Source organism: Pseudomonas sp. AD21 (assembly GCF_002878485.1).
Taxonomy (GTDB): Bacteria; Pseudomonadota; Gammaproteobacteria; order Pseudomonadales; family Pseudomonadaceae; genus Aquipseudomonas.
Genome location: NZ_NQYG01000019.1, coordinates 40,828 through 66,365 on the forward strand (window position 1 = coordinate 40,828; position 25,538 = coordinate 66,365).

The following is a 25,538-nucleotide window of genomic DNA, read 5'->3' on the forward strand; positions in this document are numbered from 1 at the left end:
TTAAGGCCCTTTTGCATGTCCGATCCTCGCTATCAGGTCGATGTCAGTGTCGTCACCCACTATCTGGCAGACCAATCGCAACCCGAGCACGACCGCTTCGCCTTCGCCTACACCATCACCGTGCAGAACAACGGCGAGCAGCCCGCGCGCCTGATGTCGCGACACTGGGTGATCACCGACGGTGACGGCCATGTCGAAGAGGTTCGCGGTGCAGGCGTCGTCGGCCAGCAACCGCTGATCGACGCCGGCAAAAGCCACACCTACAGCAGCGGTACGGTCATGACCACCAAGGTCGGCACCATGCAGGGCACCTACGAAATGGTCGCCACCGATGGCAAACATTTCGACGCAATCATCAAGCCCTTCCGCCTCGCCGTGCCCGGAGCCCTGCACTGATGACGACGTACGCCGTGGGCGATCTGCAAGGCTGCCTTGAACCGCTCAAGTGCCTGCTCAGGCAAGTGGCGTTCGACCCGGCGCACGATCGGCTCTGGCTGGTCGGCGATCTGGTCAACCGTGGCCCGCAATCGCTGGAGACCCTGCGTTTTCTCTATGGCATGCGCGACTCGCTGGTCTGCGTGCTCGGCAACCATGACCTGCACCTGCTGGCTGTCAGCAGGCACGTCGAGCGTCTGAAAAAGTCCGACACCCTGCGCGAGATCCTCGAAGCCCCCGACGGCCCTGCACTGCTTGAATGGCTGCGCCAGCAAAAGCTGGTGCACTACGATGAGCAGCGCGATGTCGTCATGGTCCACGCCGGCATCCCGCCGCAATGGTCGCTGCGTCGCGCCTTGAAGTGCGCTGACGAAGTGGAAACGGCTTTGCGTGATGACAATCTGCTTCCGGTGTTTCTTGACGGCATGTACGGCAATGAACCCGCCAAATGGGACAACGATCTCAAAGGCGTCACCCGCCTGCGCGTGATCACCAACTATTTCACCCGTATGCGTTTCTGCACCGCCGACGGCAAGCTCGACCTCAAAAGCAAGGAAGGCCTCGATACCGCACCGCCAGGTTACAAACCGTGGTTCCAGCACAAAGAGCGCAAGACCCGCGGTCTGCGCATCATTTTCGGCCACTGGGCCGCGCTGGAAGGCGATGTCCACGAACCCGGCATCTCGGCACTGGACACCGGTTGTGTCTGGGGCGGCAGCCTGACCCTGATGAACGTCGACAGCGGCGAGCGCGTGTCGTGCAAATGCGATGAACACGGTGGCCTTGCACCAACCGTCGCACCACTTATCCCCGAAACGTCGCCAGTCAGCGCCCCGCGTTAGACTGCACATTCTGCCGAGCTACAGGAACCCGCCATGAGCGAATTCAAACGAATCCCCCCGGAACAGGCCCAGGCCCTGCGTGAGCAAGGTGCCGTGGTAGTCGATGTCCGCGACCCTGCGACTTTTGCCGCCCTGCATATCACTGGTTCGAAGCATCTGGACAACCACTCACTGCACGCTTTCATTCAAGGCGCCGATCTCGATGCACCGACTGTTGTCGTCTGCTACCACGGCAATTCCAGCCAGGGTGCGGCGGCCTACCTGATCAGTCAGGGCTTCTCCGACGTCTACAGCATGGACGGCGGCTTTGAGTTATGGCGTACGACTTATCCGTCGAAAACCGCGCAAGGCACCACCGAATAATTTTTTTGTCACGTGCAGGCCCCGGCTGCCGTGGGCCTGCGCGCGGCAGACGAACGGTCTGCCACACATAATTACGTATCTCGCCTTTACCTCCCGAATTCCCAACTATCCTTAAGCCCAGGCCATCCAAAACAGGGGAGAGCCGGTACACCGGCGCACGGGTCATCGGGAGTGACTTTCAAGGTTGTCGACCGCGAAAGTGTTCTGGGGGGTAAACAAGCGGCCACCGCGGCTGCTTGCCAGCATCGACTGAGTGATCCGGCGTCGGCTCCACGTATCGAGCGAGGTGACGTCATGAGTATCTTTAGCCACTTCCAACAACGCTTCGAGTCCACACGCCAGGAAGAACTCTCGCTGCAGGAGTACCTGGAGCTGTGCAAAAAGGACCGCAGCGCTTACGTTTCCGCCGCCGAGCGTCTATTGATGGCAATTGGCGAACCCGAGCTGCTCGACACATCGACCAACTCGCGGCTGTCGCGGATCTTCTCCAACAAGGTGATTCGTCGCTATCCGGCCTTTGAAGACTTCCACGGGATGGAAGAATGCATCGACCAGATCGTCTCGTATTTCCGCCATGCCGCCCAAGGCCTGGAAGAGAAGAAACAGATCCTCTATCTGCTCGGCCCCGTCGGTGGCGGTAAATCGTCGCTGGCCGAGAAGCTGAAACAGCTGATGGAAAAAGTGCCCTTCTACGCGATCAAGGGCTCACCGGTATTCGAATCCCCTCTGGGTCTGTTCAACGCCACCGAAGATGGCGCGATTCTCGAGGAAGACTTCGGCATCCCACGGCGCTACCTGAACACCATCATGTCGCCCTGGGCGACCAAACGCCTGGCCGAATTCGGCGGCGACATCAGCCAGTTCCGCGTGGTCAAGCTGTATCCGTCGATCCTCAACCAGATCGCCGTGGCCAAGACCGAACCGGGTGATGAGAACAACCAGGACATCTCGGCACTGGTCGGCAAGGTCGACATCCGCAAACTCGAGGAATACCCACAGAACGACGCCGACGCCTACAGCTACTCCGGTGCGCTGTGCCGGGCCAACCAGGGGCTGATGGAATTCGTCGAAATGTTCAAGGCACCGATCAAGGTGCTGCACCCGTTGCTGACCGCTACCCAGGAAGGCAACTACAACAGTACCGAAGGCCTGGGGGCGATTCCGTTTACCGGGATTCTGCTCGCTCACTCCAACGAATCGGAGTGGCACACCTTCCGTAACAACAAGAACAACGAAGCGTTCATCGACCGGATCTACATCGTCAAGGTGCCGTACTGCCTGCGGGTCAGCGACGAAGTGAAGATCTACGACAAGCTGCTGTTCAACAGCTCCCTGGCCAAGGCCCACTGCGCACCCGACACCCTGAAGATGCTGGCGCAGTTCACCGTGCTCTCACGCCTCAAGGAGCCGGAAAACTCCAATATCTATTCGAAAATGCGCGTCTACGACGGGGAAAACCTCAAGGACACCGATCCGAAGGCCAAATCGATCCAGGAATACCGCGACTCGGCCGGCGTCGACGAGGGCATGAACGGTCTGTCGACCCGCTTCGCGTTCAAGATCCTGTCCAAAGTGTTCAACTTCGATCCGCATGAAATCGCCGCCAACCCGGTGCACCTGCTCTATGTGCTGGAACAGCAGATCGAACAGGAACAGTTCCAGGCCGAGACCCGCGAACGCTACCTGCGCTACCTCAAGGAATACCTGGCACCGCGTTATATCGAATTCATCGGCAAGGAGATCCAGACCGCGTACCTGGAGTCTTACAGCGAGTACGGTCAGAACATCTTCGACCGCTACGTGCTGTATGCGGACTTCTGGATTCAGGATCAGGAATATCGCGATCCGGAAACCGGCGAGATTCTCAACCGCGTGGCATTGAACGAAGAACTGGAGAAAATCGAAAAACCGGCCGGCATCAGCAATCCGAAGGATTTCCGCAACGAAATCGTCAACTTCGTATTACGGGCCCGGGCCAACAACAACGGCAAGAACCCGACCTGGCTCAGCTACGAAAAACTGCGGGTGGTCATCGAGAAGAAAATGTTCTCGAACACCGAGGACCTGCTGCCAGTCATCAGCTTCAATGCCAAGGCCAGCAAAGAGGATCAACAGAAACACAACGACTTCGTTACTCGAATGGTCGAACGCGGCTACACCGACAAACAGGTACGACTGCTGTCCGAGTGGTATCTGCGGGTCAGAAAATCACAGTAAACCGCGGCCGGTCAGACCGGTTGTCGTCAGCCCGAGGCCTGTGCGCGAATTTTCTGCTACACAGGCCTCTGGAAGGTGTTCGCAAGTCGGTAGCGAGGTACAGGCAGCATCCAGAGCGCTTGGGGGAGCGTGTACGCCCCTTGGCATTCGGTTCCATGCTGCATGACCGCTCGCCCCTTTGCAGGACAGCTTCTAAGGAGCAGTCATGAGCTATGTGATCGACCGACGTCTCAATGGCAAGAACAAGAGCACGGTGAACCGTCAGCGTTTCCTGCGGCGTTACCGTGATCACATCAAGAAGGCTGTCGAAGAGGCGGTCAGCCGGCGTTCCATCACTGACATGGAACATGGCGAACAGATCAGCATTCCCGGTCGCGACATCGACGAACCGGTGCTTCACCACGGCCGCGGCGGCAAGCAGACCGTGGTTCACCCCGGCAACAAGGAATTCACCGCCGGCGAACACATCGCCAGGCCACCCGGGGGTGGCGGCGGACGCGGGCCGGGCAAGGCTGGCAACTCCGGCGAGGGCATGGACGAATTCGTCTTCCAGATCACCCAGGAAGAGTTCCTCGAATTCATGTTCGAAGACCTCGAACTGCCCAACCTGGTAAAACGCAATCTGAGCGGCACCGATACCTTCAAGACCGTGCGCGCCGGGATCAGCAACGAAGGCAATCCGTCGCGGATCAACATCATCCGCACCCTGCGCTCGGCCCACGCACGGCGCATTGCGCTGTCCGGCAGCAGCCGTGCCAAGCTGCGCGAAGCCAAAGAGGAACTCGCGCGACTCAAACGTGAAGAACCAGACAACTTCGGTGATATTCAGGAAATTGAAGCGGAAATCGAGCGGCTCAGCGCGCGCATCCATCGCGTGCCGTTTCTCGATACCTTCGACCTCAAGTACAACCTGCTGATCAAGCAACCCAACCCCAGTTCCAAGGCTGTCATGTTCTGCCTGATGGACGTTTCCGGCTCCATGACCCAGGCGACCAAGGACATCGCCAAACGCTTTTTCATCCTGCTGTACCTGTTCCTCAAGCGGAACTACGACAAGATCGACGTCGTGTTCATCCGCCACCACACCAGCGCCCGGGAAGTAGACGAAGAAGAGTTCTTCTATTCACGGGAAACCGGCGGCACCATCGTTTCCAGCGCACTGAAACTGATGCAGGAGATCATGGCCGAGCGCTATCCAAGCAACGAGTGGAACATCTATGCCGCGCAAGCCTCCGACGGCGACAACTGGAACGATGACTCGCCGATCTGCCGCGACATCCTGATCAATCAGATCATGCCGTTTGTGCAGTACTACACTTATGTGGAGATCACCCCACGCGAACATCAGGCCCTCTGGTACGAATACGAACGCATCGCCGAAGCCTTTTCCGACACGTTTGCCCAGCAGCAGCTGGTCTCGGCCGGGGATATTTATCCGGTCTTCCGTGAACTCTTCCAGCGCAGGTTAGTGACATGACCGCCAAAGAGCAGAAACGCCAACCCATTTCCACCGGCTCCGAATGGACGTTCGAGCTGATTCAGGCCTATGACCGCGAGATCAGCCGGCTCGCCGATCGCTACGCGCTGGATACCTATCCCAACCAGATCGAAGTGATCACCGCCGAACAGATGATGGATGCCTATGCTTCAGTGGGCATGCCGCTGGGCTACCACCACTGGTCCTACGGCAAACACTTCCTCAGCACCGAGAAATCCTACAGTCGCGGGCAGATGGGGCTGGCCTACGAGATTGTGATCAACTCGGACCCGTGCATCGCCTACCTGATGGAAGAAAACACCATCTGCATGCAGGCGCTGGTGGTGGCTCACGCGTGCTACGGCCATAACAGCTTCTTCAAGGGCAACTACCTGTTCCGCACCTGGACCGACGCCAGTTCGATCATCGATTACCTGGTGTTCGCCAAGCAGTACATCATGCAGTGCGAGGAACGCCACGGTATCGATGCGGTGGAGGACCTGCTCGACTCCTGCCACGCCTTGATGAACTACGGCGTCGACCGCTACAAACGCCCGTATCCGATTTCCGCCGAAGAAGAGCGCCGGCGGCAGAAGGATCGCGAAGAACACCTGCAGAAGCAGATCAATGATCTGTGGCGCACCATCCCCAAAGGCGCGGACAAATATAGCGACAAGGACAACGCACGCTTCCCGGCCGAACCGCAGGAAAACATCCTGTATTTCATCGAGAAACATGCCCCGCTGCTGGAGCCGTGGCAGCGGGAAATCGTGCGGATCGTGCGCAAGATCGCCCAGTATTTCTATCCACAACGCCAGACCCAGGTGATGAACGAAGGCTGGGCCACGTTCTGGCACTACACGCTGATGAACGATCTGTATGACGAAGGCCTGGTGACTGACGGATTCATGATGGAATTCCTCACTTCGCACACCAGCGTAGTGTTCCAGCCGGGTTTCGACAGCCCCTACTACAGCGGCATCAACCCTTACGCACTGGGCTTTGCGATGTACCGCGATATCCGGCGCATGTGCGAAGAACCTACCGAGGAAGACCACCGCTGGTTCCCGGACATCGCCGGTACCGACTGGCTCTCCACGATCAAGTTCGCCATGAGCAGTTTCAAGGATGAGAGCTTCATCCTGCAGTACCTGTCACCGAAAGTGATCCGCGATCTGAAGCTGTTCAGCATCCTCGATGACGACCAGAAGGACGACCTGCTGGTGCCGGCGATCCACGACGAAACCGGTTACCGGATCATCCGTGAAACCCTGGCCGCGCAATACAACCTCGGCAATCGCGAACCAAACGTGCAGATCTATAGCATCGACCGGCGCGGCGACCGCTCGCTGACCCTGCGCCATCAGCAACATGACCGCAAACCACTGGGTGACTCAACCGACGAGGTACTGAAGCATCTGCACCGGCTGTGGGGCTTCGACATTCATCTGGAAACCCTGCAGGGTGATCAGATCATGAAAACCCACCACGTACCACCACGCAATGAACACAGTGAAGGGGATTACGGCAGGCTTGATCTGGCCGTCATTCATCTTTGATCCGGTTTTGGCCTCCGAAAGTCCGGCGCAAGGGTTATCCTGTCGGGCCTACGGAGGTTTTTTATGCAGATTTACAAGGTCGGCGGCGCGGTACGTGATCGCTTGCTCGGACTACCGGTTACCGATATCGATTGGGTGGTGGTCGGGACCACGACAGAAGAGATGCTCGCCCAGGGATTTCGCCCGGTCGGCGCAGATTTTCCGGTGTTTCTTCATCCCAAAACTGGCGAGGAGTACGCCCTTGCCCGCACCGAGCGCAAAAGCGGTCGCGGTTATGGTGGCTTCACTTTTCACGCCAGCCCCGAAGTTACCCTTGAAGAAGACCTCATTCGCCGTGACCTGACGATCAACGCGATGGCCGAGGACCGCCAGCAGAATCTGACCGATCCCTATCACGGCCAACGCGACCTCGAAAATCGAATCCTGCGCCACGTTTCCCCGGCGTTTGCCGAAGATCCCCTCCGTGTATTGCGCGTTGCGCGCTTTGCCGCTCGCTATGCCGGGCTGGGTTTCACCGTCGCTCCAGAGACCCTCGAACTGATGACTCAGCTCAGCGAGTCCGGCGAACTGCAAGCCTTGACCGCCGAGCGCAGCTGGAAAGAGATTTCGCGCGCGCTGATGGAGGATCAGCCACAGGTGTTCATCCAGGTGTTGCGTGACTGCGGCGCCTTGAAGGTCTTGATGCCGGAGGTGGACGCACTGTTCGGCGTGCCGCAGCCGGAGGCCCATCACCCGGAAATCGACAGCGGCATCCACACCCTGAGCGTGCTGGAACAAGCGGCACTGCACAAACAGCCACTGACCGTGCGCTGGGCCTGCCTGCTGCACGACCTCGGCAAAGGCCTGACCCCGGAAGAAGAGTGGCCACGACACATCGCCCATGAGCATAAAGGACTGAAGTTGATCAAAGCGGTCAACGAACGCTTCAAGGCGCCGAAGGATTGCCAGGAACTGGCACTGCTGGTCGGCCAGTACCACACCCACGGCCACCGGGCTCTGGAGCTGAAGGCGTCGACCTTGCTGGAGTTACTGCAAAGCTTCGACGTTTATCGCCGTCCGCAGCGTTTTGAAGAATTCATCGTTGCCTGCGAGATGGATGCTCGCGGACGCAAGGGACTGGAGCAGCGCAGTTATCCACAGGCGGATTATCTGCGCGGCGCGGCCAAGGCTGCGCGCAGTGTGGCAGTGCAGCCGCTGCTGGAGAAGGGATTCAAAGGGCCGGAACTGGGCGAAGCGCTGAAGCGCGAGCGACTGAAAGCGCTGAAGATCTATAAAGACACGGCGTCAGTCTGAAAAGCTTCGCGAGCAAACCCGCTCCCACAAGGGGAATGCATTCCAAATGTGGGAGCGGGCTTGCTCGCGAAGGCGGCAGTCAACTCAACGAAGATCCGAAGGCGTGAGTTGCCGCCCGCGCCATTCAAACCCAACCGGCGCCAGCACCTGATCAATCTGCGCCTCGGCCCACAGTGTCGCGAAACTTTTTCCCGCCCCCGGATGCACCCGATCCGGCGCAATCAGCGACAGCGGCCACAGCACAAAAGCGTTTTTCAGAATTTCGGCACGCGGCAGAATCAAACCGTCGAAGTTACCCGTCAGGTCGCCGTACAAGAGCACATCGATATCCAGCGGCAACCCCTTGCGGTCCGGTGCATAGCGACCGTTATCGGCCTCGATGAATTTCAGGCGTCGATCCAGTTCCATCAACGGCAGATCGGTATACGCCGAGACCACGAAGTTGAAGAACGGTCCGCTCTTGATTCCCACCGGCTGACTCTCGAACACCGCCGAACAGCGGATATCCACCAGAAACGTCGCCAAAGCGTCGAGCCCGGCGCGCAAATGGGTTTCGCGCTCGATATTGCTACCGAGCCCGAGGTACACCTGAGTCAGCGACATCCGCGCTCGATCTCCACACCCACGCCACCCTTGGCTGCCGGCACGGCGCCAGGCTTGGTCAGCTTCAGGCGAACCCAGGTGATCTTGAATTCGGCCATCAGCACTTCGACCAGTCGCTCGGCGAAGGTCTCGACCAGTTGGAACTGCGCCTGCTCGGCAAAGGCCTGGATGCGCGTGGAAACACTGGCGTAATCGAGCGCCAGGGTCAGGTCGTCACCGGCCGCAGCCGGGCGATTATCCCAGGCGAAGCTCAGATCAAGACGCAGACACTGTCGGATGCCGCGCTCCCAGTCGTAGGCACCGATCACGGTGTCGACTTCCAGGCCCTCGATAAACACTCTGTCCAAGCACTTTTCTCCGCTGCACGACAAGGGCGCAATGCGCCGTTAGAATCAGGGCGTCCTCGCCCGGAATAGTTAGCATGTTTTGGTTACTGGCGACTCTCGCCTACCTGCTCGGCTCTCTGTCCTTCGCCATTTTGCTCAGCCGCCTGACCGGAAACCCGGATCCGCGAATGAGTGGCTCGGGTAATGCCGGCGCCACCAACATGCTGCGCGTGGCCGGTCGCAAACTCGCGATCCTGACCCTGCTGGGTGATCTGTGCAAAGGCCTTCTGCCGGTGCTGATCGCAGCGGCCATGGGCCTTTCGCTGCAGGATCAGGCCTGGATCGGCGTGTGCGCCGTGATCGGTCACCTGTTCCCGCTGTATTTCCGTTTTCGCGGCGGCAAAGGCGTCGCCACGGCTGCCGGCATGCTGCTGGGCCTGTATCCGCCCGCCGCCTTGCTGGCGGTGTGCGCCTGGCTGCTGACGTTCTACCTGACCCGCACCAGCTCACTGGCGGCGCTGATCGCCACACCCCTGACCCTGCCATTGCTGGCCTGGCAGGAGCCGGAGGCGCTGCTGCCGATGAGCGCGTTGACGCTATTGATCGTCTGGCGCCACCGCGGCAATCTACGCGACCTGTTTGCCGGGCGCGAACGGCATTTTTAAATACCGCCCATGAACGCCGCTCATCACAGCGCCGACAACTGCTCCATCGGCCAGCGCGCCTGCACGCTGATCGCCAGACTTTCCTGCTGACCGGCCTGCAAACGCTGGCAACCGGCAAACGCGATCATCGCGCCATTGTCGGTGCAGAACTCGGGACGGGCGTAAAACACATCGCCCTTCATGTCGCCGAGCATCTTTTCCAGCGAAACACGCAACGCCTTGTTGGCGCTGACGCCGCCAGCGATCACCAGACGCTTCATGCCCGCCTGTTTCAGGGCACGCTTGCACTTGATGGTCAAAGTCTCCACCACGGCCTGCTGGAACGCCAGCGCGATGTCGCAACGGGCTTGCTCGCTGTCGTCCCCGGCGCTGACACATTGCTGCCAAGTGTTAAGAGCGAAGGTCTTGAGGCCGCTGAAGCTGAAATCCAGACCCGGGCGATCACACATCGGACGCGGGAAAGTGAAACGTCCTGCAACGCCCTTCTCCGCCAACTTGGCGATTTCCGGTCCGCCCGGATAATTGAGGCCCATCATTTTCGCAGTCTTGTCGAACGCTTCGCCGGCAGCATCGTCGAGGGTCTCGCCGAGCAGACTGTATTGGCCGATGCCATCGACCTGAACCAGCTGCGTATGACCACCGGAAACCAACAAAGCGACGAACGGGAATTCAGGCGGTTTCGGCTCCAGCATCGGTGCCAGCAAGTGGCCTTCCATGTGGTGCACGCCGAGCGCCGGAATGCCCCAGGCAAACGCCAGCGCCTGGGCGCAGGAAGCACCGACCAGCAGCGCCCCGACCAGGCCAGGACCTGCGGTATAGGCGATGGCGTCGATCTCGGTCGGCACGCAGTCGGCTTCGGCCAACACCTGACGAATCAAGGGCAGCATGCGTTTGACGTGGTCACGCGAGGCCAGCTCCGGTACCACACCGCCATAGGCGCGGTGCAGGTCGATCTGGCTGAACAGCGCGTCGGCCAGCAGGCCGCGTTCACTGTCATATAATGCGACGCCGGTTTCGTCGCAGGAGGTTTCTAATCCCAGTACTAGCATGGGTTTGCGCCTTGTTTAGGCTGAATTCGAAGGCGCGCATAATAGTCGCCGCGTGATGCCCCGACCAGCGGTTTTCGATCAGAGGCTTTGCATTCCGAGCGATGAGGGGTTAACATCCGCAACCCTTAAAAACCGACGTCTTCAAGTGCTCTTTTGCCGCGAGGATGTTGACCCCGGTAATGAATGAAGGTAGCTCTGGATGCCAGCCGTCAAAGTTAAAGAGAACGAACCCTTCGACGTAGCTCTGCGTCGTTTCAAGCGCTCCTGCGAAAAAGCCGGTGTACTGGCTGAAGTTCGTAGCCGCGAATTTTACGAGAAGCCAACTTCTGAGCGTAAGCGCAAAGCAGCAGCCGCTGTTAAGCGTCACGCCAAGAAAGTTCAGCGCGAACAGCGCCGCGCCGTTCGTCTGTACTAATACACAGACGATCGTAGCAAGCTTCTTGCCTAAGCCCGGCCCTCAGCCGGGCTAATGGCATTTGCGTAAAACGCTTGATGCTTCACCGTCGAAGCCGCACACGCGACCGAGACAAAATCGCTTCACCGCGTCAGGCCTGGCTCTTTTGCCAGCGGTGCACGTCTTTTCTGACGAGCCTTTCAAGGCTACTGACGAGCACACCCACTGATTCCTCTCACGACGATCAGCCCAAGGCACCTGCATGCGTGCCCGCTTTATTGAGCTATCCGAGGCCATTCATCGGCCGCCAGCGGATTCAGCGCAACACTTTCAAATAGTCGAAAACTGATGAGTACTAACGTCAGTGGATTTTCGGCAGATACACTTCCCGACAGCGATCACGCAACCGACCACGGTCGAGCCGCCCATTGTGCGCGCCTCATTCAAGACCTGCGTCCAGCCGCCCTTCGCATCGGACTCATTACAGCACAGACGAGAACGCCATGGCCGGGCTGATTCCCCAGAGCTTTATTGACGACCTCCTGAACCGCACCGACATCGTCGATGTGGTCAGCTCGCGCGTGCAACTGAAAAAGGCCGGCAAGAACTACACCGCCTGCTGCCCGTTCCATAAAGAGAAAACCCCGTCGTTCAGCGTCAGCCCCGACAAGCAGTTCTATTACTGCTTCGGCTGCGGTGCCGGCGGCAACGCCCTGGGCTTTCTCATGGACCACGACAACCTGGACTTCCCCCAGGCCGTCGAAGATCTGGCCAAAGCCGCCGGAATGGAAATCCCCCGCGAAGAAAGTGGCCGCCCGCACAAACCGCGGCAGCCGACCGATTCGCCGCTGTACCCACTACTGACCGCCGCCGCCGACTTTTACCGGCAGGCACTCAAGAGCCATCCCGCGCGCAAGGCCGCCGTGGATTACCTCAAGGGCCGCGGACTGACCGGCGAAATCGCCCGGGACTTCGGTCTCGGCTTCGCGCCGCCGGGCTGGGACAACCTGTTCAAACACTTGAGCAGCGACACCTTGCAACAGAAAGCCATGATCGACGCCGGCCTGCTGATCGAGAACGCCGAAACCGGCAAACGCTATGACCGCTTCCGCGATCGCGTGATGTTCCCGATCCGTGACACTCGTGGCCGGATCATCGCTTTCGGTGGCCGGGTACTCGGCGACGACAAGCCGAAATACCTGAACTCGCCGGAAACCCCGGTCTTCCATAAAGGCCAGGAACTCTACGGCCTCTATGAAGCCCGCAAGAACAACCGCAACCTCGACGAAATCATCGTCGTCGAGGGTTACATGGACGTCATCGCTCTGGCCCAACAAGGCCTGAAAAATGCCGTCGCAACGCTGGGTACCGCGACCAGCGAAGAACATTTGAAACGTCTGTTTCGCGTCGTGCCGAACGTATTGTTCTGCTTCGACGGCGACCAGGCCGGTCGCAACGCCGCCTGGCGCGCGCTGGAAGCGACACTTCCGTGTCTGCAGGACGGGCGCCGCGCACGCTTCCTGTTTCTGCCCGAAGGCGAAGACCCGGACACCTTGGTGCGCGCCGAAGGCACTGATGCCTTCAAGGCTCGAATCAATCAGCATGCACAGCCGCTGGCGGACTATTTTTTCCAGCAACTGACCGAAGAAGCCGATCCGCGCTCGCTCGAGGGCAAGGCTCACATGGCCACCCTCGCCGCACCGTTGATCGACAAAGTGCCCGGAGCCAATCTGCGCATCCTGATGCGTCAGCGCCTGACCGAAATCACCGGCCTGAGCAGCGAAACCGTCAGTCAGCTCGCGCAAAGTGCGCCACAGGAAGCGCCGCCGGCTTACGATCCGGGCATCGATTACGACGCAATGCCGGACTACAGCGACTACCATCAGCCGCAGGCACAGGACATGTATGTGCCGCAGCAGGAGTGGACGCCGAAAAAACCCGGCGCCGGCGGCAAGAAGTGGGACAAGAAACCCTGGGACAAGAACGGCAAGCGTGGCGGCGATCGCGATCAACAACGCCCGCGGACGCCGATTGGCGTCGAATCGCCGACCCTGACCGCCCTGCGCACCTTGCTTCATCACCCGCAACTGGCCGAGCACGTCGAGGACGCCGGGCACATCGCGGACGAAAATCAGACCAACGCCCAGTTGCTTGTGGCGCTGCTCGAAGCCGTACAGAAGAATCCCAAGCTAAACTCATTTCAGTTGATCGCGCGATGGCACGGCACTGAACAGGGTCGCTTGCTTAAAGCACTCGCGGAAAAGGAGTGGCTGATTGATGGAGAAAACCTTGAACAACAGTTTTTCGACACCATTACTAGCTTGTCAGCCCGCCAACGCGAGCGAAATCTGGAACAGTTACTCAGGAAAGCGCGTCAAAGCGAACTGAGCATCGAAGAGAAAAATCAACTGCGCGACCTTCTAAGTCGCAATGTTTCCGCATCAAACCCGACCTCAACTGGCGCGTGAGGTCATAGCTCAGGTATAATCCTCGGCTTGTTTTTTGCCCGCCAAGACCTTCAGTGGATAGGGTGTTATGTCCGGAAAAGCGCAACAGCAGTCTCGTATTATTGAGTTGATCAAACTGGGTCGTGAGCAGAAGTATCTGACTTACGCCGAGGTCAACGACCACCTGCCCGAGGATATTTCAGATCCTGAGCAGGTGGAAGACATCATCCGCATGATTAACGACATGGGGATCCCCGTACACGAGAGTGCTCCGGATGCGGACGCCCTTATGTTGGCCGACGCCGATACCGACGAGGCCGCTGCGGAAGAAGCAGCCGCTGCGTTGGCAGCGGTGGAGACCGATATCGGTCGCACCACTGACCCAGTGCGCATGTACATGCGTGAAATGGGTACGGTCGAGCTTCTGACTCGTGAAGGCGAAATCGAAATCGCCAAGCGTATCGAAGAGGGCATCCGTGAAGTGATGAGCGCTATCGCGCACTTCCCTGGCACGGTTGACCACATTCTCTCCGAGTACACTCGTGTTACCACCGAGGGTGGTCGCCTGTCCGACGTTCTGAGCGGTTACATCGACCCGGACGACGGCATTGCGCCGCCGGCTGCCGAAGTGCCACCGCCGATCGACGCCAAAGCCGCCAAGGCTGACGACGACACCGACGACGATGACGCCGAATCTTCGGATGACGAAGAAGAAGCCGAAAGCGGTCCGGATCCGGTCATCGCTGCCCAGCGTTTTGGTGCTGTGGCCGACCAGATGGAAGTCACCCGCAAGGCCCTGAAAAAGCACGGGCGCAACAACAAGGCAACGATTGCCGAGTTGCTGGCCCTGGCTGAGCTGTTCATGCCGATCAAACTGGTGCCGAAGCAATTCGAAGCCCTGGTCGAGCGTGTTCGCAGTGCCCTGGATCGTCTGCGTCAGCAAGAGCGCGCGATCATGCAACTGTGCGTACGTGATGCACGTATGCCACGCGCCGATTTCCTGCGTCAGTTCCCGGGCAACGAAGTCGACGAAAGCTGGTCCGACGCCCTGGCCAAAGGCAAGAGCAAATACGCCGAAGCCATTGGTCGCGTACAGCCGGATATCATCCGTTGCCAGCAGAAACTGATCGCGCTGGAAACCGAGACCGGTCTGACCATCGCAGAAATCAAGGACATCAACCGTCGCATGTCGATCGGTGAGGCCAAGGCCCGCCGCGCGAAGAAAGAGATGGTTGAAGCCAACTTGCGTCTGGTGATCTCGATCGCCAAAAAGTACACCAACCGCGGCCTGCAATTCCTCGATCTGATCCAGGAAGGCAACATCGGTCTGATGAAAGCGGTGGACAAGTTCGAATACCGTCGTGGTTACAAGTTCTCGACTTATGCCACCTGGTGGATCCGTCAGGCGATCACTCGCTCGATCGCCGACCAGGCCCGCACCATCCGTATTCCGGTGCACATGATCGAGACGATCAACAAGCTCAACCGCATTTCCCGCCAGATGCTGCAGGAAATGGGTCGCGAACCGACCCCGGAAGAGCTGGGTGAACGCATGGAAATGCCTGAGGACAAGATCCGCAAGGTATTGAAGATCGCTAAAGAACCGATCTCCATGGAAACCCCGATCGGTGATGACGAAGACTCTCATCTGGGTGACTTCATCGAAGACTCGACCATGCAGTCGCCAATCGATGTTGCAACCGTTGAAAGCCTGAAAGAAGCGACTCGCGAAGTGCTGTCCGGCCTCACTGCCCGTGAAGCCAAGGTACTGCGCATGCGTTTCGGTATCGACATGAACACCGACCACACACTCGAAGAAGTGGGCAAACAGTTTGACGTAACGCGTGAGCGGATCCGTCAGATCGAAGCCAAGGCGCTGCGCAAGCTGCGCCACCCGACGCGAAGCGAGCATCTGCGCTCCTTCCTCGACGAGTGATACCAGAACCCCCGGCCCAGGCCGGGGGTTTTGTTTATAGAGCAGATTAAATCCCCCGCACCGCCCCTCCCCCGCATACCCCGTCTACACTCGAAACTATGAATCCCGTGCCCTAACGAGACGGTTATGCCCAGACTGGCGCCCGTGCTTTTCTTGCTGTCACTGATGATCTGGACCGCAACGGCTAACGCGCTGACTCTGACCGATGAAGAACGTAGCTGGCTCGCGGCTCACCCGGACTTGCGCCTGGGTGTCGACGCCTCGTGGCCGCCGTTCGAGTTCCGCGATGAACAGAATCGCTATCAAGGCCTGGCCGCGGATTACATCGACGTCATCCGCCAGCGTCTGGCGGTCAAACTCACCCCGATCGAACCATCGAGCTGGACCGAAGTGCTGGCTCAGGTGAAAGCCGGCAAGATCGATCTGCTGCCGGGGATCATGTCCACACCCGAGCGCCAGAGCTATCTGTCGTTCACCCGCCCCTACCTCGACTTCCCGATTGTGATCCTCGCCCACATCGGCGGCGCACAGCCACGCAAAATCGAAGACTTGTACGGCCTGAAGATCGCCGTAGTAGAGAACTACGCCCCCCACGAACTCCTGCGCACCCATCATCCCGACCTGAATCTGGTGGCGATGCCCAATGTCAGCTCGGCACTCCAGGCCCTGGCCACCGATGAGGTGGACGCCGTGGTCGGCGATCTCGCCTCCAGCGTCTGGAGCCTGCGCCAACTCAAGCTCGACGGTTTATACGTGAGCGGCGAAACGCCGTATCGCTACCAGTTGGCAATGGGCGTGCCCCGCGACAACAAAATGCTGGTAGGCATTCTGGACAAAGTCCTGGCGGACATGAGCCCGGAGGAAATCAGCAGCATTCAGGAACACTGGGTCGGCAATGTCCTGGACCATCGGACATTTTGGTCGGACCTGCTGATTTACGGTCTGCCGGGCCTGTTATTGCTGGTGATCATCCTGGGGGTGGTCATTCGCATCAACCGCCGCCTGAGCTCGGAAATTGCCCGGCGCGTCGACCTCGAACAGGAATTGCGCAGCAGCGAATATCACTATCGCGGCCTGGTGGAGAGCCTGTCGGCCATCGCCTGGGAAGCGCGCATGAGCGACTTCACTTACAGCTATGTGTCGCCCCATGCCGAGGATTTGCTCGGTTATCCACAGGCGCATTGGCTGATCCCCGGTTTCTGGCGCAACATCATCCACCCCGCCGACCTGACCCGTGCCCAGGCCATCTGCGATGACGCAGTGCGCGAAGGGCGTGATCACACGCTCGACTATCGGGTGATTACCGCTGACGGGCGCTGCCTGTGGGTTCGCGACATCGTCAGCCTGATTGAGCACGGGCATGAGCCGGTGATGCGCGGGCTGATGATCGACATCAGCGAGACCAAACGTACCGAGGAGGCGCTGCGGCTGTCAGAGCAGAAATTCGCCTCGGTATTCCAGCAATGCCCGGACATTCTGGTGATCGCACGACTGTCTGACGGCTGCCTGCTGGAGGTCAACGAAGCCTTTGAAGAACAAATCGGCTTGAAAGCCGAAGAGGTCGTCGGCCAGACCGCCACCGAACTCAACATCTGGGGCATTCCCGGAGTCGGGCCGGGACTGCTGCAGCGCTTGCAGGCCGGCAGCATCCGCAACCTGGAGATGCCCTTTCGCCGCAACAACGGCCAGGTGTTCACCGGCCTGATTTCCGCCGAGCCGTTCGACCTCGACACCACCCCGGCGCTGGTGGTGGTGGTGCGCGACATCACCCAGCTCAAGGAAACCCAGCAGCAGCTGCAAACCTCCGAAGAGAAGTTCGCCAAAGCCTTCCATGCCTCGCCGGACGGCTTGCTGCTGTCGCGCCAAAGCGACGGTCTGCTGCTGGAGGTCAACGAGGGTTTCAGCCGCATCACCGGGTTCAACAGCGCGATGTCGGTGGACCGCTCGGCGCTGGACCTGGGGATCTGGGTCAACCTCAACGAACGCAAGCAGATGCTCGACCTGTTGCACCGCGACGGTTTCGTACGCGACTTCACCTGCCATATCCGCCGCAGCGACGGGCAGATCCGTCTGTGTGAAGTGTCCAGCCGACCGCTGCCGATCGGCGAAGAAGACTGCATGCTGACCATCGCCCGGGACATCACCGAGCGCCATCTGATGCAGGAAAAGCTGCAACAGGCCGCCACCGTATTCGAGAGCACTGCCGAGGGCGTGCTGATCACCGACACCCAGCAGCACATCAGCGCGGTCAATCGCGCCTTCACCGAAATCACCGGCTACAGCGAAAGCGAAGCCCTCGGCCACACCCCGCGCCTGCTCGCCTCGGGACTGCACGACAGCGCGTTTTATGCGGCGATGTGGCACCAGTTGACCGACGAGGGACACTGGCAGGGCGAGATATCGAACCGACGCAAGAACGGCGAGCTGTACCCGAGCTGGCTGACCATCAGCGCCGTGCGCAACCGCGACAAGTTCATCACTCACTTCGTCGCGGTGTTTGCCGACATCTCCAGCCTCAAACACGCGCAGGCCAAGCTCGACTATCAGGCGCACCATGATCCACTCACCGGCCTGCCGAATCGCACGCTGTTTGAAAGTCGCTTGCTCACCGCACTGAACAGCCAGCAGGAAAACGGCGGTCAGGGCGCGGTGCTGTTCCTCGATCTCGACCGTTTCAAACACATCAACGATAGCCTCGGGCACCCGGTCGGCGACCTGCTGCTCAAGGGCATTGCCGTGCGCCTGAAGGAACAATTGCGTGACATCGATACTGTCGCGCGTTTAGGCGGCGATGAATTCATTATCCTGCTGCCCGGCCTGCAACAAGCCAGCGACGCCGACCACATCGCCACCAAACTGCTCAATTGCTTTGGCGCGCCGTTTCAGGCCGGCGAACACGAGTTTTTCATCAGCGCCAGTATCGGCACCAGCCTGTACCCTCGCGACGGCTGCGACGTCGCCACGCTAGTGAAAAACGCCGATGCCGCGATGTACCGCTCCAAGGCCAAGGGCCGCAATCGCGTCGAAAGCTACACCCGCGACCTCACCGCCCAGGCCAGCGAACGCGTGGCACTGGAGCACGAACTGCGCCGCGCCATCGAACGCGACGAACTGTTCCTCTACTACCAACCGAAGATCAGCCTCGACGACCATCGCCTGGTCGGCGCCGAAGCGCTGATTCGCTGGCGCCACCCGACCTTTGGCGAAGTGCCGCCAGAGCACTTCATCCCATTGGCCGAAGAGAACGGCATGATCCTGCAGATCGGCGACTGGGTACTCGAAACCGCCTGCCGGCAGATGTTCGAATGGAACCAGATCTACGACAGTCTCGGCCCACTGTCGGTCAACCTCGCCGGCGCGCAACTGCGCCAGCCGAACCTGCTCGGGCGCATCGAACAACTGCTGAGGGAGAACGGTCTGCAGCCAGATTTACTGCAACTGGAAATTACCGAAAACTTCATCATGAGCCAGGCCGAAGAGGCGCTGGCGGTACTGCACCAGCTCAAACACCTGGGTGTGCAACTGGCAATTGACGACTTCGGCACCGGCTATTCCTCGCTCAGTTACCTCAAACGCTTGCCGCTGGACATCCTCAAGATCGACCAGTCGTTCGTCCGCGGCCTGCCCGACGACCCGCACGACGCGGCGATTGTACGAGCGATCATAGCGCTTGGCCGGAGCATGCAATTCACCGTGATTGCCGAAGGTGTGGAAACCCAGGCGCAACAACAATTCCTCGCCGCCGAAGGCTGCGAACAGATCCAGGGCTACATCGTCAGCCTGCCACTGCCCCCGGAAGAGTTCGCCGCAACGTTTCTGCGTATTACCGTATCGGATTATTCGGATAGCACAGCCGAGAAACCATCGCTATAATCCGCGACCTACTGAGGGCCTATAGCTCAGTTGGTTAGAGCAGAGGACTCATAATCCTTTGGTCCACGGTTCAAGTCCGTGTGGGCCCACCACATTTGAAAGCCGCGCTACATGCGCGGCTTTTTCGTTTCTGCGTTTAACCCCGACTACGATAAGGGGCTTCCATATCCAGCCGGCTGACGCTGTAACATGCTCGCCCAAAGACCCGCGCCCCATGGAGCCCCGCCCTTGCCAGACATCCGCCCGCCCGTGCTCGATGAAATCGACCGCCAGTTGATCGCCGCCCTGCAAATCAACGCCCGCGAGAGCGTGGCAATGCTCGCCCGGCAGTTGGGCATTGCGCGTACCACTGTCACGTCGCGGCTGGCGCGACTGGAAAAGGCCAAGGTGATCACCGGCTATGGCGTGCGGCTGGGGCAACGGGTGGTCGATGGCGGGTTGCAGGCATATGTCGGGATCAAGGTGCAGCCGCGCTCCGGCAAGGAAGTGTTGCGCCGCTTGAGTGCGATGGCGCAGGTCCAGCAGTTGTGTGCGGTGAGTGGCGAATTTGATTATGTCGCGTGGTTGCGCACCGATTCGCCGGAACAGCTGGATCAGTTGCTGGATCAGATTGGCGGGGTGGATGGGGTAGAGAAGACCACTACTTCGATTATTTTGAGTAGCAAGATTGATCGCGGGCAACCGGTTTGAATGTTGGTCGTGACATTTCGGTTGGCGGACAGTGCCTCTTCGCGAGCAAGCCCGCTCCCACCTTTGACCGGATCACGCACAGAGTCTGCGCCAGCTACAAATCCACTGTGGGAGCAGGCTCGCGCCTACATTTTGGTCGGTATGCAGTCATCAATCGTCATATTGATCATTTAATTGGCAAAACGACGACACTTTGCGTCTTATTAACGTGTTCTACGCTCCCTAGAATGGCTGGCATCTTTTCCTATACTCAGACGCGCATTCGGTGTCGGGTCGCCAGCAAGGTCAGCCATGAACAAGAACAATCGCCATCCTGCAGACGGTAAGAAACCAATCACCATTTTCGGTCCGGACTTTCCTTTCGCTTTCGACGACTGGATCGAACACCCGGCCGGTCTAGGCAGCATTCCTGAACACAATCACGGCGCTGAAGTGGCGATTGTCGGTGCTGGTATCGCTGGTCTGGTGGCCGCGTACGAATTGATGAAGCTCGGCCTGAAACCGGTGGTGTACGAGGCTTCGAAGCTCGGCGGACGTCTGCGTTCACAAGCGTTCAACGGCACCGACGGCATCGTCGCGGAACTGGGCGGCATGCGTTTCCCGGTGTCCTCCACGGCGTTCTACCACTACGTCGACAAGCTTGGCCTCGAGACCAAACCGTTCCCGAACCCGCTGACGCCGGCCTCCGGCAGCACCGTCATCGACCTGGAAGGCAAAACCCATTACGCACAAAGCCTGAAGGATCTTCCTGCACTGTTCCAGGAAGTGGCTGACGCCTGGGCGGATGCGCTGGAGGCCGGCTCGCAGTTCGCCGATATCCAGCAAGCAATCCGCGACCGCGATGTGCCACGCCTCAAGGAGCTATGGAACAAGCTCGTGCCGCTGTGGGATGACCGCACGTTCTACGACTTCGTTGCCACGTCCAAGGCCTTCGCCAAGCTGTCGTTCCATCACCGCGAAGTGTTCGGTCAGGTCGGCTTCGGCACTGGCGGCTGGGACTCGGACTTCCCCAACTCGATGCTGGAAATCTTCCGCGTGGTGATGACCAACTGCGACGATCACCAGCACCTGGTGGTCGGCGGTGTCGAACAGGTGCCGCAAGGCATCTGGCGGCATGTGCCGGAGCGTTGCGTGTACTGGCCTGAAGGCACCAGCCTGAAGTCCCTGCACCGTGGCGCGCCGCGTTCCGGCGTGAAAAAAATCGCCCACGCGCCGGACGGCCGTTTCGCCGTCACCGACAACAACGGCGACACCCGCGAATACGCCGCCGTGCTGACCACTTGCCAGAGCTGGCTGCTGACCACCCAGATCGAATGCGACGAAACCCTGTTCTCGCAGAAAATGTGGATGGCGCTGGACCGTACGCGCTACATGCAGTCGTCGAAGACCTTCGTGATGGTCGACCGACCGTTCTGGAAGGACAAGGACCCGCAAACTGGTCGCGACCTGATGAGCATGACCCTCACCGATCGCCTGACCCGTGGCACCTATCTGTTCGATAACGGCGACGACAAGCCCGGCGTGATCTGCCTGTCGTACTCGTGGATGAGCGACGCGCTGAAGATGCTGCCGCACCCGGTGGAAAAACGTGTGGAACTGGCGTTGAACGCGTTGAAGAAGATCTACCCGAAAGTCGACATCGCCGCGCGGATCATCGGCGATCCGATCACCGTGTCGTGGGAAGCCGACCCGTACTTCCTCGGTGCGTTCAAGGGCGCCCTGCCCGGCCACTATCGCTACAACCAGCGCATGTACGCGCACTTCATGCAGGACGACATGCCAGCCGAGCAGCGCGGGATTTTCATCGCCGGTGATGACGTGTCGTGGACGCCGGCGTGGGTCGAAGGCGCGGTGCAGACTTCGCTCAACGCGGTATGGGGCATCATGAAGCACTTCGGCGGGTCGACACATAAAGCGAACCCGGGCCCGGGTGATGTGTTCAAAGACATCGGCCCTATCGCCCTGCCCGAGTAAGAGGAATCCCCGATGCGTGTAGCCCTTTACCAATGTCCACCGCTGCCCCTGGACCCCGCCGCCAACCTGCAACGCCTGCAGCAACTGGCGATGGAGGCCAAGGGCGCCGACCTGCTGGTGTTGCCGGAGATGTTTCTGACCGGCTACAACATTGGTGCCGAGGCAGTCAGTACGCTGGCCGAGGTCTACAACGGCGAATGGGCGCAACAGATCGGTCGAATCGCCAAAGCCGCCGGACTGGCGATTGCCTACGGTTATCCGGAGCGCACCGCCGACGGGCAGATCTACAACGCCGTGCAGTTGATCGATGCGCACGGCGAACGCCTGTGCAATTACCGCAAGACGCATCTGTTCGGTGATCTGGACCGCTCGATGTTCAGCCCGGGCGAAGACGATTTTCCGCTGGTCGAACTCAACGGCTGGAAGCTCGGTTTCCTGATCTGCTACGACCTGGAGTTTCCGGAGAACGCGCGGCGCCTGGCACTGGCCGGTGCCGAGCTGATTCTGGTGCCGACGGCGAACATGATCCCGTTCGATTTCGTCGCCGACGTCACTGTGCGTTCGCGCGCTTTCGAAAACCAGTGCTACGTGGCCTATGCCAACTACTGCGGGCAGGAAGGCGAGATCCACTATTGCGGGCAAAGCAGCATCGCCGCACCGGACGGCAGCCGTATCGCCCAGGCCGGGCTGGATGAAGCGCTGATCGTCGGCGAGCTGGATCGTCAGTTGATGGTCGATTCCCGCGCCGCCAATCGCTACCTCAGTGACCGCCGTCCCGAGCTTTACGACGCACTGAACAAGCGCTGACCCCACGCAATCCGCTAGCATTGGCACTTCACTGTTCTGGAAGTGCCCATGCCTGCGCCGACTCACCCCCGCCCTCACACTGAAACCCTGGCCAACGGCTTGCGCGTGACCCTGCGTCATGTGCCTGGCTTGAAGCGCTGCGCTGCCGCGTTGCGGGTGGCTGCCGGTAGTCATGATGTGCCGCTGGATTGGCCGGGGCTCGCGCATTTCCTCGAGCATTTGCTGTTTCTCGGCACCGAGCGGTTTCTTGCCGATCAGGCACTCATGGCCTACGTGCAAAGGCATGGAGGCCAGGTGAATGCCAGCACCCGCGAGCGCACGACCGACTTCTTCTTTGAGTTGCCGACCACGGCCTTCGACGCTGGGCTTGAGCGTCTGTCAGACATGCTCGCCCACCCGCGTATGAATCTGGACGATCAGTTGCGTGAACGCGAAGTGCTGGACGCGGAATTTGTCGCCTGGTCGCAGGATCCCACAGCGCAGCAGGCACTTTCCTTGTACGAGGGTTTGCCGGCAGCGCATCCGTTGCGCGGTTTTCATGCGGGCAATCGCGACAGCCTGAAGGTCGAGCAGCCGGCGTTTCAACAGGCGTTGAAGAACTTCCATCAGCAGTTTTATCGCAGCGGCCAAATGACCTTGAGTCTGGTCGGGCCGCAGAGCATTGAGGAGTTGCGCACACTGGCGCAGCAGTTTGCCGCGAGGCTGCCGGTTGGGGATAACGTTGCGCAAGCGGCAACCCAGCCACTGCAGGTAACAAGTTATCAACAGCTCGGCGGGCAGCACTGCAATCTGCTGTTCGCCCTCGAAGCGCTGCCCGACGCTTGCGTTGAAGCGCTGGCGTTCCTTTGCCATGGATTGAACAACACCAAGCCCGGCGGCCTGCTCGCACATCTGCGGCAACAGAATCTCGCGGACAGCCTCAAAGCTACACCGCTGTATCACTTTGCCGGACAAGCCTTGCTGCACCTGCAATTCACTGCTCCGGCCGAATCCCTGAGCGCCATTGGTGAACAGGCGCTGGATTGGTTGAGTTTCTTCGCCGCGCAACAGGACTGGGCAGCGTTGCGCGAGGAGTACGCCAGGTTGCTGGAACGTCTACAGCAAATCAGCGGCGCACTGCAATTGGCGCGGCTCGACAGCGAACAGCTCGAACACGGCTTGTCGGAAAACGGCGTCGTCGCCCTCAAACAGATCCTGAGCGACATCGGTGTTGTGGATAACTTCAGCGCGCACTGGCACCTGCCTGCCGCCAACCCTTTCCTCGGTTCCAGCGAACCGCTGGCCAACGCCGGGCTGATTCGCGGTCAAACCAGCGCCCACCGAGGCCTGCGTACCTTTGCCCAGGATCGCTCACGCAGCCGCCGCGAACGATCGCCGATGCAATTCAGCCAGGCCTTGGCGGATAGCGATGATGAGGGGGCGATTTACCTGCGCTGGCAGTTGGAAGCAGCAGCAACGAACGATCTGCACGGGAAGCTGCAACACAGTCTGCGAGAAACCCGGGAAGACGCACGTCAGGCCGGGGTCGAATTGTCGTTCAGTGCCAGCGGGACTCAATGGCTGCTGAAACTGACCGGGCTGCAAGAACCGATGCCCAGTGTCCTGGAACATGCGCTGAAATGCCTGACGCACGTTGACGCCAATTCTTCGAGCGCAGAGCCGGAAGCGCCGTTGATAGCGATCCGCGAGTTGCTCAAGGCATTGCCAGAACGTTGCCTGCCAACGGCGGCGCGCTCGGACGACACCAAACAGCTGTGGACAACTTCCCGTTGGGACGGACTGGCCCTGGGCCTCAGCGCGCAGACCCAATCCGCCATGGGCCTGGCCCTGAGTCGCATCCCCGGCATCCCGGACAACCAGATCCCTGCAACGCCAGCGAGCAACACTCGACATGTCTGGTACCACATCGACACAGCCTCCAGCGAATACGCACTGCTGCTGTTCTGCCCGACTGCGGGCCACGAGATCGCCGACGAAGCCGCCTGGCGTCTGCTCGCGCAGCTGTGCCAGGCCCCGTTCTATCAGCGCCTACGGGTCGAGTTGCAGTTGGGTTATGCTGTGTTCAGCGCCTTGCGACAGATCCACGGCCAGACCGGATTGCTGTTTGGGGTGCAGTCGCCCAACGCCGCGCCAGTGGCGTTGCTCGGGCATATCCAGCGGTTCCTCGCCAGCGTTCCCGGACTGATCGAACGTCTGGATGACCACAGTTTCAACCAGCTGCGCCAGTCTCTCGCAGAGCAATTGGACGAGAGCAACCTGTCCGCCAAGGATGCCGCCGAGTTGCTGTGGCAGGCCAAGCTCGCCGGCCACTCGTCGGATTATCTGACACAACTGATCGCAGCCATCGCGCAACTGGAGCGCCCGGCACTGCTGGCGGCGGCGCAACGCCTGATCAGCGCCGAGGGCGGCTGGCACTGTCTGGCCAGCAGCGCTTCACCCGGCGCGCCGTGGCAAGCAGGAAAATGATCATTACTCAAGCTGCAAGGAGCTTTCTCAAAGATTCACGGGCAATCACCTGGAAATTTTGAGTAACATAGCAGCCTAACTATTTGGAACATCCCTGCGCTGCCGTGGACTATAACTATGGA

Annotated in this window: 19 protein-coding genes and 1 tRNA gene; 17 read left to right on the top strand and 3 right to left on the bottom strand. The window is 59.8% G+C overall.

Features of this window, described 5'->3' with window-relative positions; translation table 11 throughout:
- Positions 1 to 15 precede the first annotated feature (15 nt).
- From apaG to PseAD21_RS14165, 7 genes are all read left to right on the top strand, one after another.
- Positions 16 to 396, top strand: coding sequence for a Co2+/Mg2+ efflux protein ApaG (apaG, locus tag PseAD21_RS14135; protein ID WP_102356231.1), 381 nt, complete (start codon positions 16 to 18; stop codon positions 394 to 396).
- On the top strand, positions 396 to 1,277 hold the full coding sequence (locus tag PseAD21_RS14140) for a symmetrical bis(5'-nucleosyl)-tetraphosphatase (protein ID WP_102356232.1): 882 nt from the start codon (positions 396 to 398) through the stop codon (positions 1,275 to 1,277). Before apaG ends, PseAD21_RS14140 begins: the two co-directional genes overlap by 1 nt.
- A 33-nt stretch (positions 1,278 to 1,310) precedes the next feature.
- On the top strand, positions 1,311 to 1,640 hold the full coding sequence (gene glpE, locus PseAD21_RS14145) for a thiosulfate sulfurtransferase GlpE (protein WP_102356233.1): 330 nt from the start codon (positions 1,311 to 1,313) through the stop codon (positions 1,638 to 1,640).
- Between the two features lie 294 nt (positions 1,641 to 1,934).
- On the top strand, positions 1,935 to 3,857 hold the full coding sequence (locus PseAD21_RS14150) for a PrkA family serine protein kinase (RefSeq protein WP_003228848.1): 1,923 nt from the start codon (positions 1,935 to 1,937) through the stop codon (positions 3,855 to 3,857).
- 205 nt (positions 3,858 to 4,062) lie between these two features.
- Positions 4,063 to 5,334 carry a YeaH/YhbH family protein gene (locus PseAD21_RS14155; RefSeq protein ID WP_102356234.1) on the top strand — a complete coding sequence of 424 codons (1,272 nt, stop codon included), beginning with the start codon at positions 4,063 to 4,065 and terminating at the stop codon, positions 5,332 to 5,334.
- A complete protein-coding gene (locus PseAD21_RS14160) occupies positions 5,331 to 6,893 on the top strand; it encodes a SpoVR family protein (RefSeq protein ID WP_102356235.1) in 1,563 nt (520 codons plus the stop codon). The genes PseAD21_RS14155 and PseAD21_RS14160 overlap by 4 nt, the downstream gene beginning before the upstream one ends.
- Positions 6,894 to 6,956: 63 nt before the next feature.
- Positions 6,957 to 8,186: a multifunctional CCA addition/repair protein gene (locus PseAD21_RS14165; protein ID WP_102356236.1), complete on the top strand. Its 1,230-nt coding sequence runs from the start codon at positions 6,957 to 6,959 to the stop codon at positions 8,184 to 8,186.
- Positions 8,187 to 8,270: 84 nt separating this feature from the next.
- On the opposite strand, the gene folK is transcribed toward PseAD21_RS14165, so the two are convergent.
- Together folK and folB are read right to left on the bottom strand one after the other, a co-directional pair.
- Positions 8,271 to 8,789, bottom strand: coding sequence for a 2-amino-4-hydroxy-6-hydroxymethyldihydropteridine diphosphokinase (gene folK, locus PseAD21_RS14170; RefSeq protein WP_102356237.1), 519 nt, complete (start codon positions 8,787 to 8,789; stop codon positions 8,271 to 8,273).
- Positions 8,780 to 9,136, bottom strand: a complete 357-nt coding sequence (folB, locus tag PseAD21_RS14175; protein WP_016772885.1) for a dihydroneopterin aldolase — start codon at positions 9,134 to 9,136, stop codon at positions 8,780 to 8,782. Before folB ends, folK begins: the two co-directional genes overlap by 10 nt.
- Before the next feature lie 74 nt (positions 9,137 to 9,210).
- On the opposite strand from folB, the gene plsY reads away from it, so the two are divergent.
- Entirely contained in the window at positions 9,211 to 9,780 is a 570-nt protein-coding gene (gene plsY, locus PseAD21_RS14180; RefSeq protein ID WP_102356238.1) for a glycerol-3-phosphate 1-O-acyltransferase PlsY, read from the top strand.
- 23 nt (positions 9,781 to 9,803) lie between these two features.
- On the opposite strand, the gene tsaD is transcribed toward plsY, so the two are convergent.
- Positions 9,804 to 10,829, bottom strand: a complete 1,026-nt coding sequence (tsaD, locus tag PseAD21_RS14185; protein ID WP_102356239.1) for a tRNA (adenosine(37)-N6)-threonylcarbamoyltransferase complex transferase subunit TsaD — start codon at positions 10,827 to 10,829, stop codon at positions 9,804 to 9,806.
- Between the two features lie 199 nt (positions 10,830 to 11,028).
- Between tsaD and rpsU the strand changes: the two genes are divergently transcribed.
- From rpsU to pqqF, 9 genes are all read left to right on the top strand, one after another.
- On the top strand, positions 11,029 to 11,244 hold the full coding sequence (rpsU, locus tag PseAD21_RS14190) for a 30S ribosomal protein S21 (RefSeq protein ID WP_002551877.1): 216 nt from the start codon (positions 11,029 to 11,031) through the stop codon (positions 11,242 to 11,244).
- A gap of 482 nt (positions 11,245 to 11,726) precedes the next feature.
- Positions 11,727 to 13,691, top strand: coding sequence for a DNA primase (gene dnaG / locus PseAD21_RS14195; protein ID WP_102356240.1), 1,965 nt, complete (start codon positions 11,727 to 11,729; stop codon positions 13,689 to 13,691).
- A 67-nt stretch (positions 13,692 to 13,758) separates the two neighbouring features.
- A complete protein-coding gene (gene rpoD, locus PseAD21_RS14200) occupies positions 13,759 to 15,606 on the top strand; it encodes an RNA polymerase sigma factor RpoD (RefSeq protein ID WP_102356241.1) in 1,848 nt (615 codons plus the stop codon).
- 126 nt (positions 15,607 to 15,732) lie between these two features.
- Positions 15,733 to 19,479, top strand: a complete 3,747-nt coding sequence (locus PseAD21_RS14205) for a bifunctional diguanylate cyclase/phosphodiesterase (protein WP_102356242.1) — start codon at positions 15,733 to 15,735, stop codon at positions 19,477 to 19,479.
- Between the two features lie 15 nt (positions 19,480 to 19,494).
- A tRNA-Ile gene (locus tag PseAD21_RS14210) sits at positions 19,495 to 19,571 on the top strand.
- A gap of 136 nt (positions 19,572 to 19,707) precedes the next feature.
- Complete coding sequence (locus PseAD21_RS14215) at positions 19,708 to 20,169, top strand: Lrp/AsnC family transcriptional regulator (RefSeq protein WP_025108603.1); 462 nt, start codon at positions 19,708 to 19,710, stop codon at positions 20,167 to 20,169.
- Positions 20,170 to 20,460: 291 nt separating this feature from the next.
- Complete coding sequence (locus tag PseAD21_RS14220; RefSeq protein WP_102356243.1) at positions 20,461 to 22,143, top strand: NAD(P)/FAD-dependent oxidoreductase; 1,683 nt, start codon at positions 20,461 to 20,463, stop codon at positions 22,141 to 22,143.
- 12 nt (positions 22,144 to 22,155) lie between these two features.
- A complete protein-coding gene (locus tag PseAD21_RS14225) occupies positions 22,156 to 22,950 on the top strand; it encodes a carbon-nitrogen hydrolase family protein (protein ID WP_102356244.1) in 795 nt (264 codons plus the stop codon).
- Positions 22,951 to 22,998: 48 nt separating this feature from the next.
- Positions 22,999 to 25,416: a pyrroloquinoline quinone biosynthesis protein PqqF gene (pqqF, locus tag PseAD21_RS14230; RefSeq protein ID WP_102356245.1), complete on the top strand. Its 2,418-nt coding sequence runs from the start codon at positions 22,999 to 23,001 to the stop codon at positions 25,414 to 25,416.
- Positions 25,417 to 25,538 lie beyond the last annotated feature (122 nt).

Coding starts and splice junctions, on each gene's coding strand:
- apaG (WP_102356231.1), top strand. CDS start 16: ATGTCCGATCCTCGCTATCAGGTCGATGTCAGTGTCGTCACCCACTAT.
- PseAD21_RS14140 (WP_102356232.1), top strand. CDS start 396: ATGACGACGTACGCCGTGGGCGATCTGCAAGGCTGCCTTGAACCGCTC.
- glpE (WP_102356233.1), top strand. CDS start 1,311: ATGAGCGAATTCAAACGAATCCCCCCGGAACAGGCCCAGGCCCTGCGT.
- PseAD21_RS14150 (WP_003228848.1), top strand. CDS start 1,935: ATGAGTATCTTTAGCCACTTCCAACAACGCTTCGAGTCCACACGCCAG.
- PseAD21_RS14155 (WP_102356234.1), top strand. CDS start 4,063: ATGAGCTATGTGATCGACCGACGTCTCAATGGCAAGAACAAGAGCACG.
- PseAD21_RS14160 (WP_102356235.1), top strand. CDS start 5,331: ATGACCGCCAAAGAGCAGAAACGCCAACCCATTTCCACCGGCTCCGAA.
- PseAD21_RS14165 (WP_102356236.1), top strand. CDS start 6,957: ATGCAGATTTACAAGGTCGGCGGCGCGGTACGTGATCGCTTGCTCGGA.
- folK (WP_102356237.1), bottom strand. CDS start 8,789: ATGTCGCTGACTCAGGTGTACCTCGGGCTCGGTAGCAATATCGAGCGC.
- plsY (WP_102356238.1), top strand. CDS start 9,211: ATGTTTTGGTTACTGGCGACTCTCGCCTACCTGCTCGGCTCTCTGTCC.
- tsaD (WP_102356239.1), bottom strand. CDS start 10,829: ATGCTAGTACTGGGATTAGAAACCTCCTGCGACGAAACCGGCGTCGCA.
- rpsU (WP_002551877.1), top strand. CDS start 11,029: ATGCCAGCCGTCAAAGTTAAAGAGAACGAACCCTTCGACGTAGCTCTG.
- dnaG (WP_102356240.1), top strand. CDS start 11,727: ATGGCCGGGCTGATTCCCCAGAGCTTTATTGACGACCTCCTGAACCGC.
- rpoD (WP_102356241.1), top strand. CDS start 13,759: ATGTCCGGAAAAGCGCAACAGCAGTCTCGTATTATTGAGTTGATCAAA.
- PseAD21_RS14205 (WP_102356242.1), top strand. CDS start 15,733: ATGCCCAGACTGGCGCCCGTGCTTTTCTTGCTGTCACTGATGATCTGG.
- PseAD21_RS14220 (WP_102356243.1), top strand. CDS start 20,461: ATGAACAAGAACAATCGCCATCCTGCAGACGGTAAGAAACCAATCACC.
- PseAD21_RS14225 (WP_102356244.1), top strand. CDS start 22,156: ATGCGTGTAGCCCTTTACCAATGTCCACCGCTGCCCCTGGACCCCGCC.
- pqqF (WP_102356245.1), top strand. CDS start 22,999: ATGCCTGCGCCGACTCACCCCCGCCCTCACACTGAAACCCTGGCCAAC.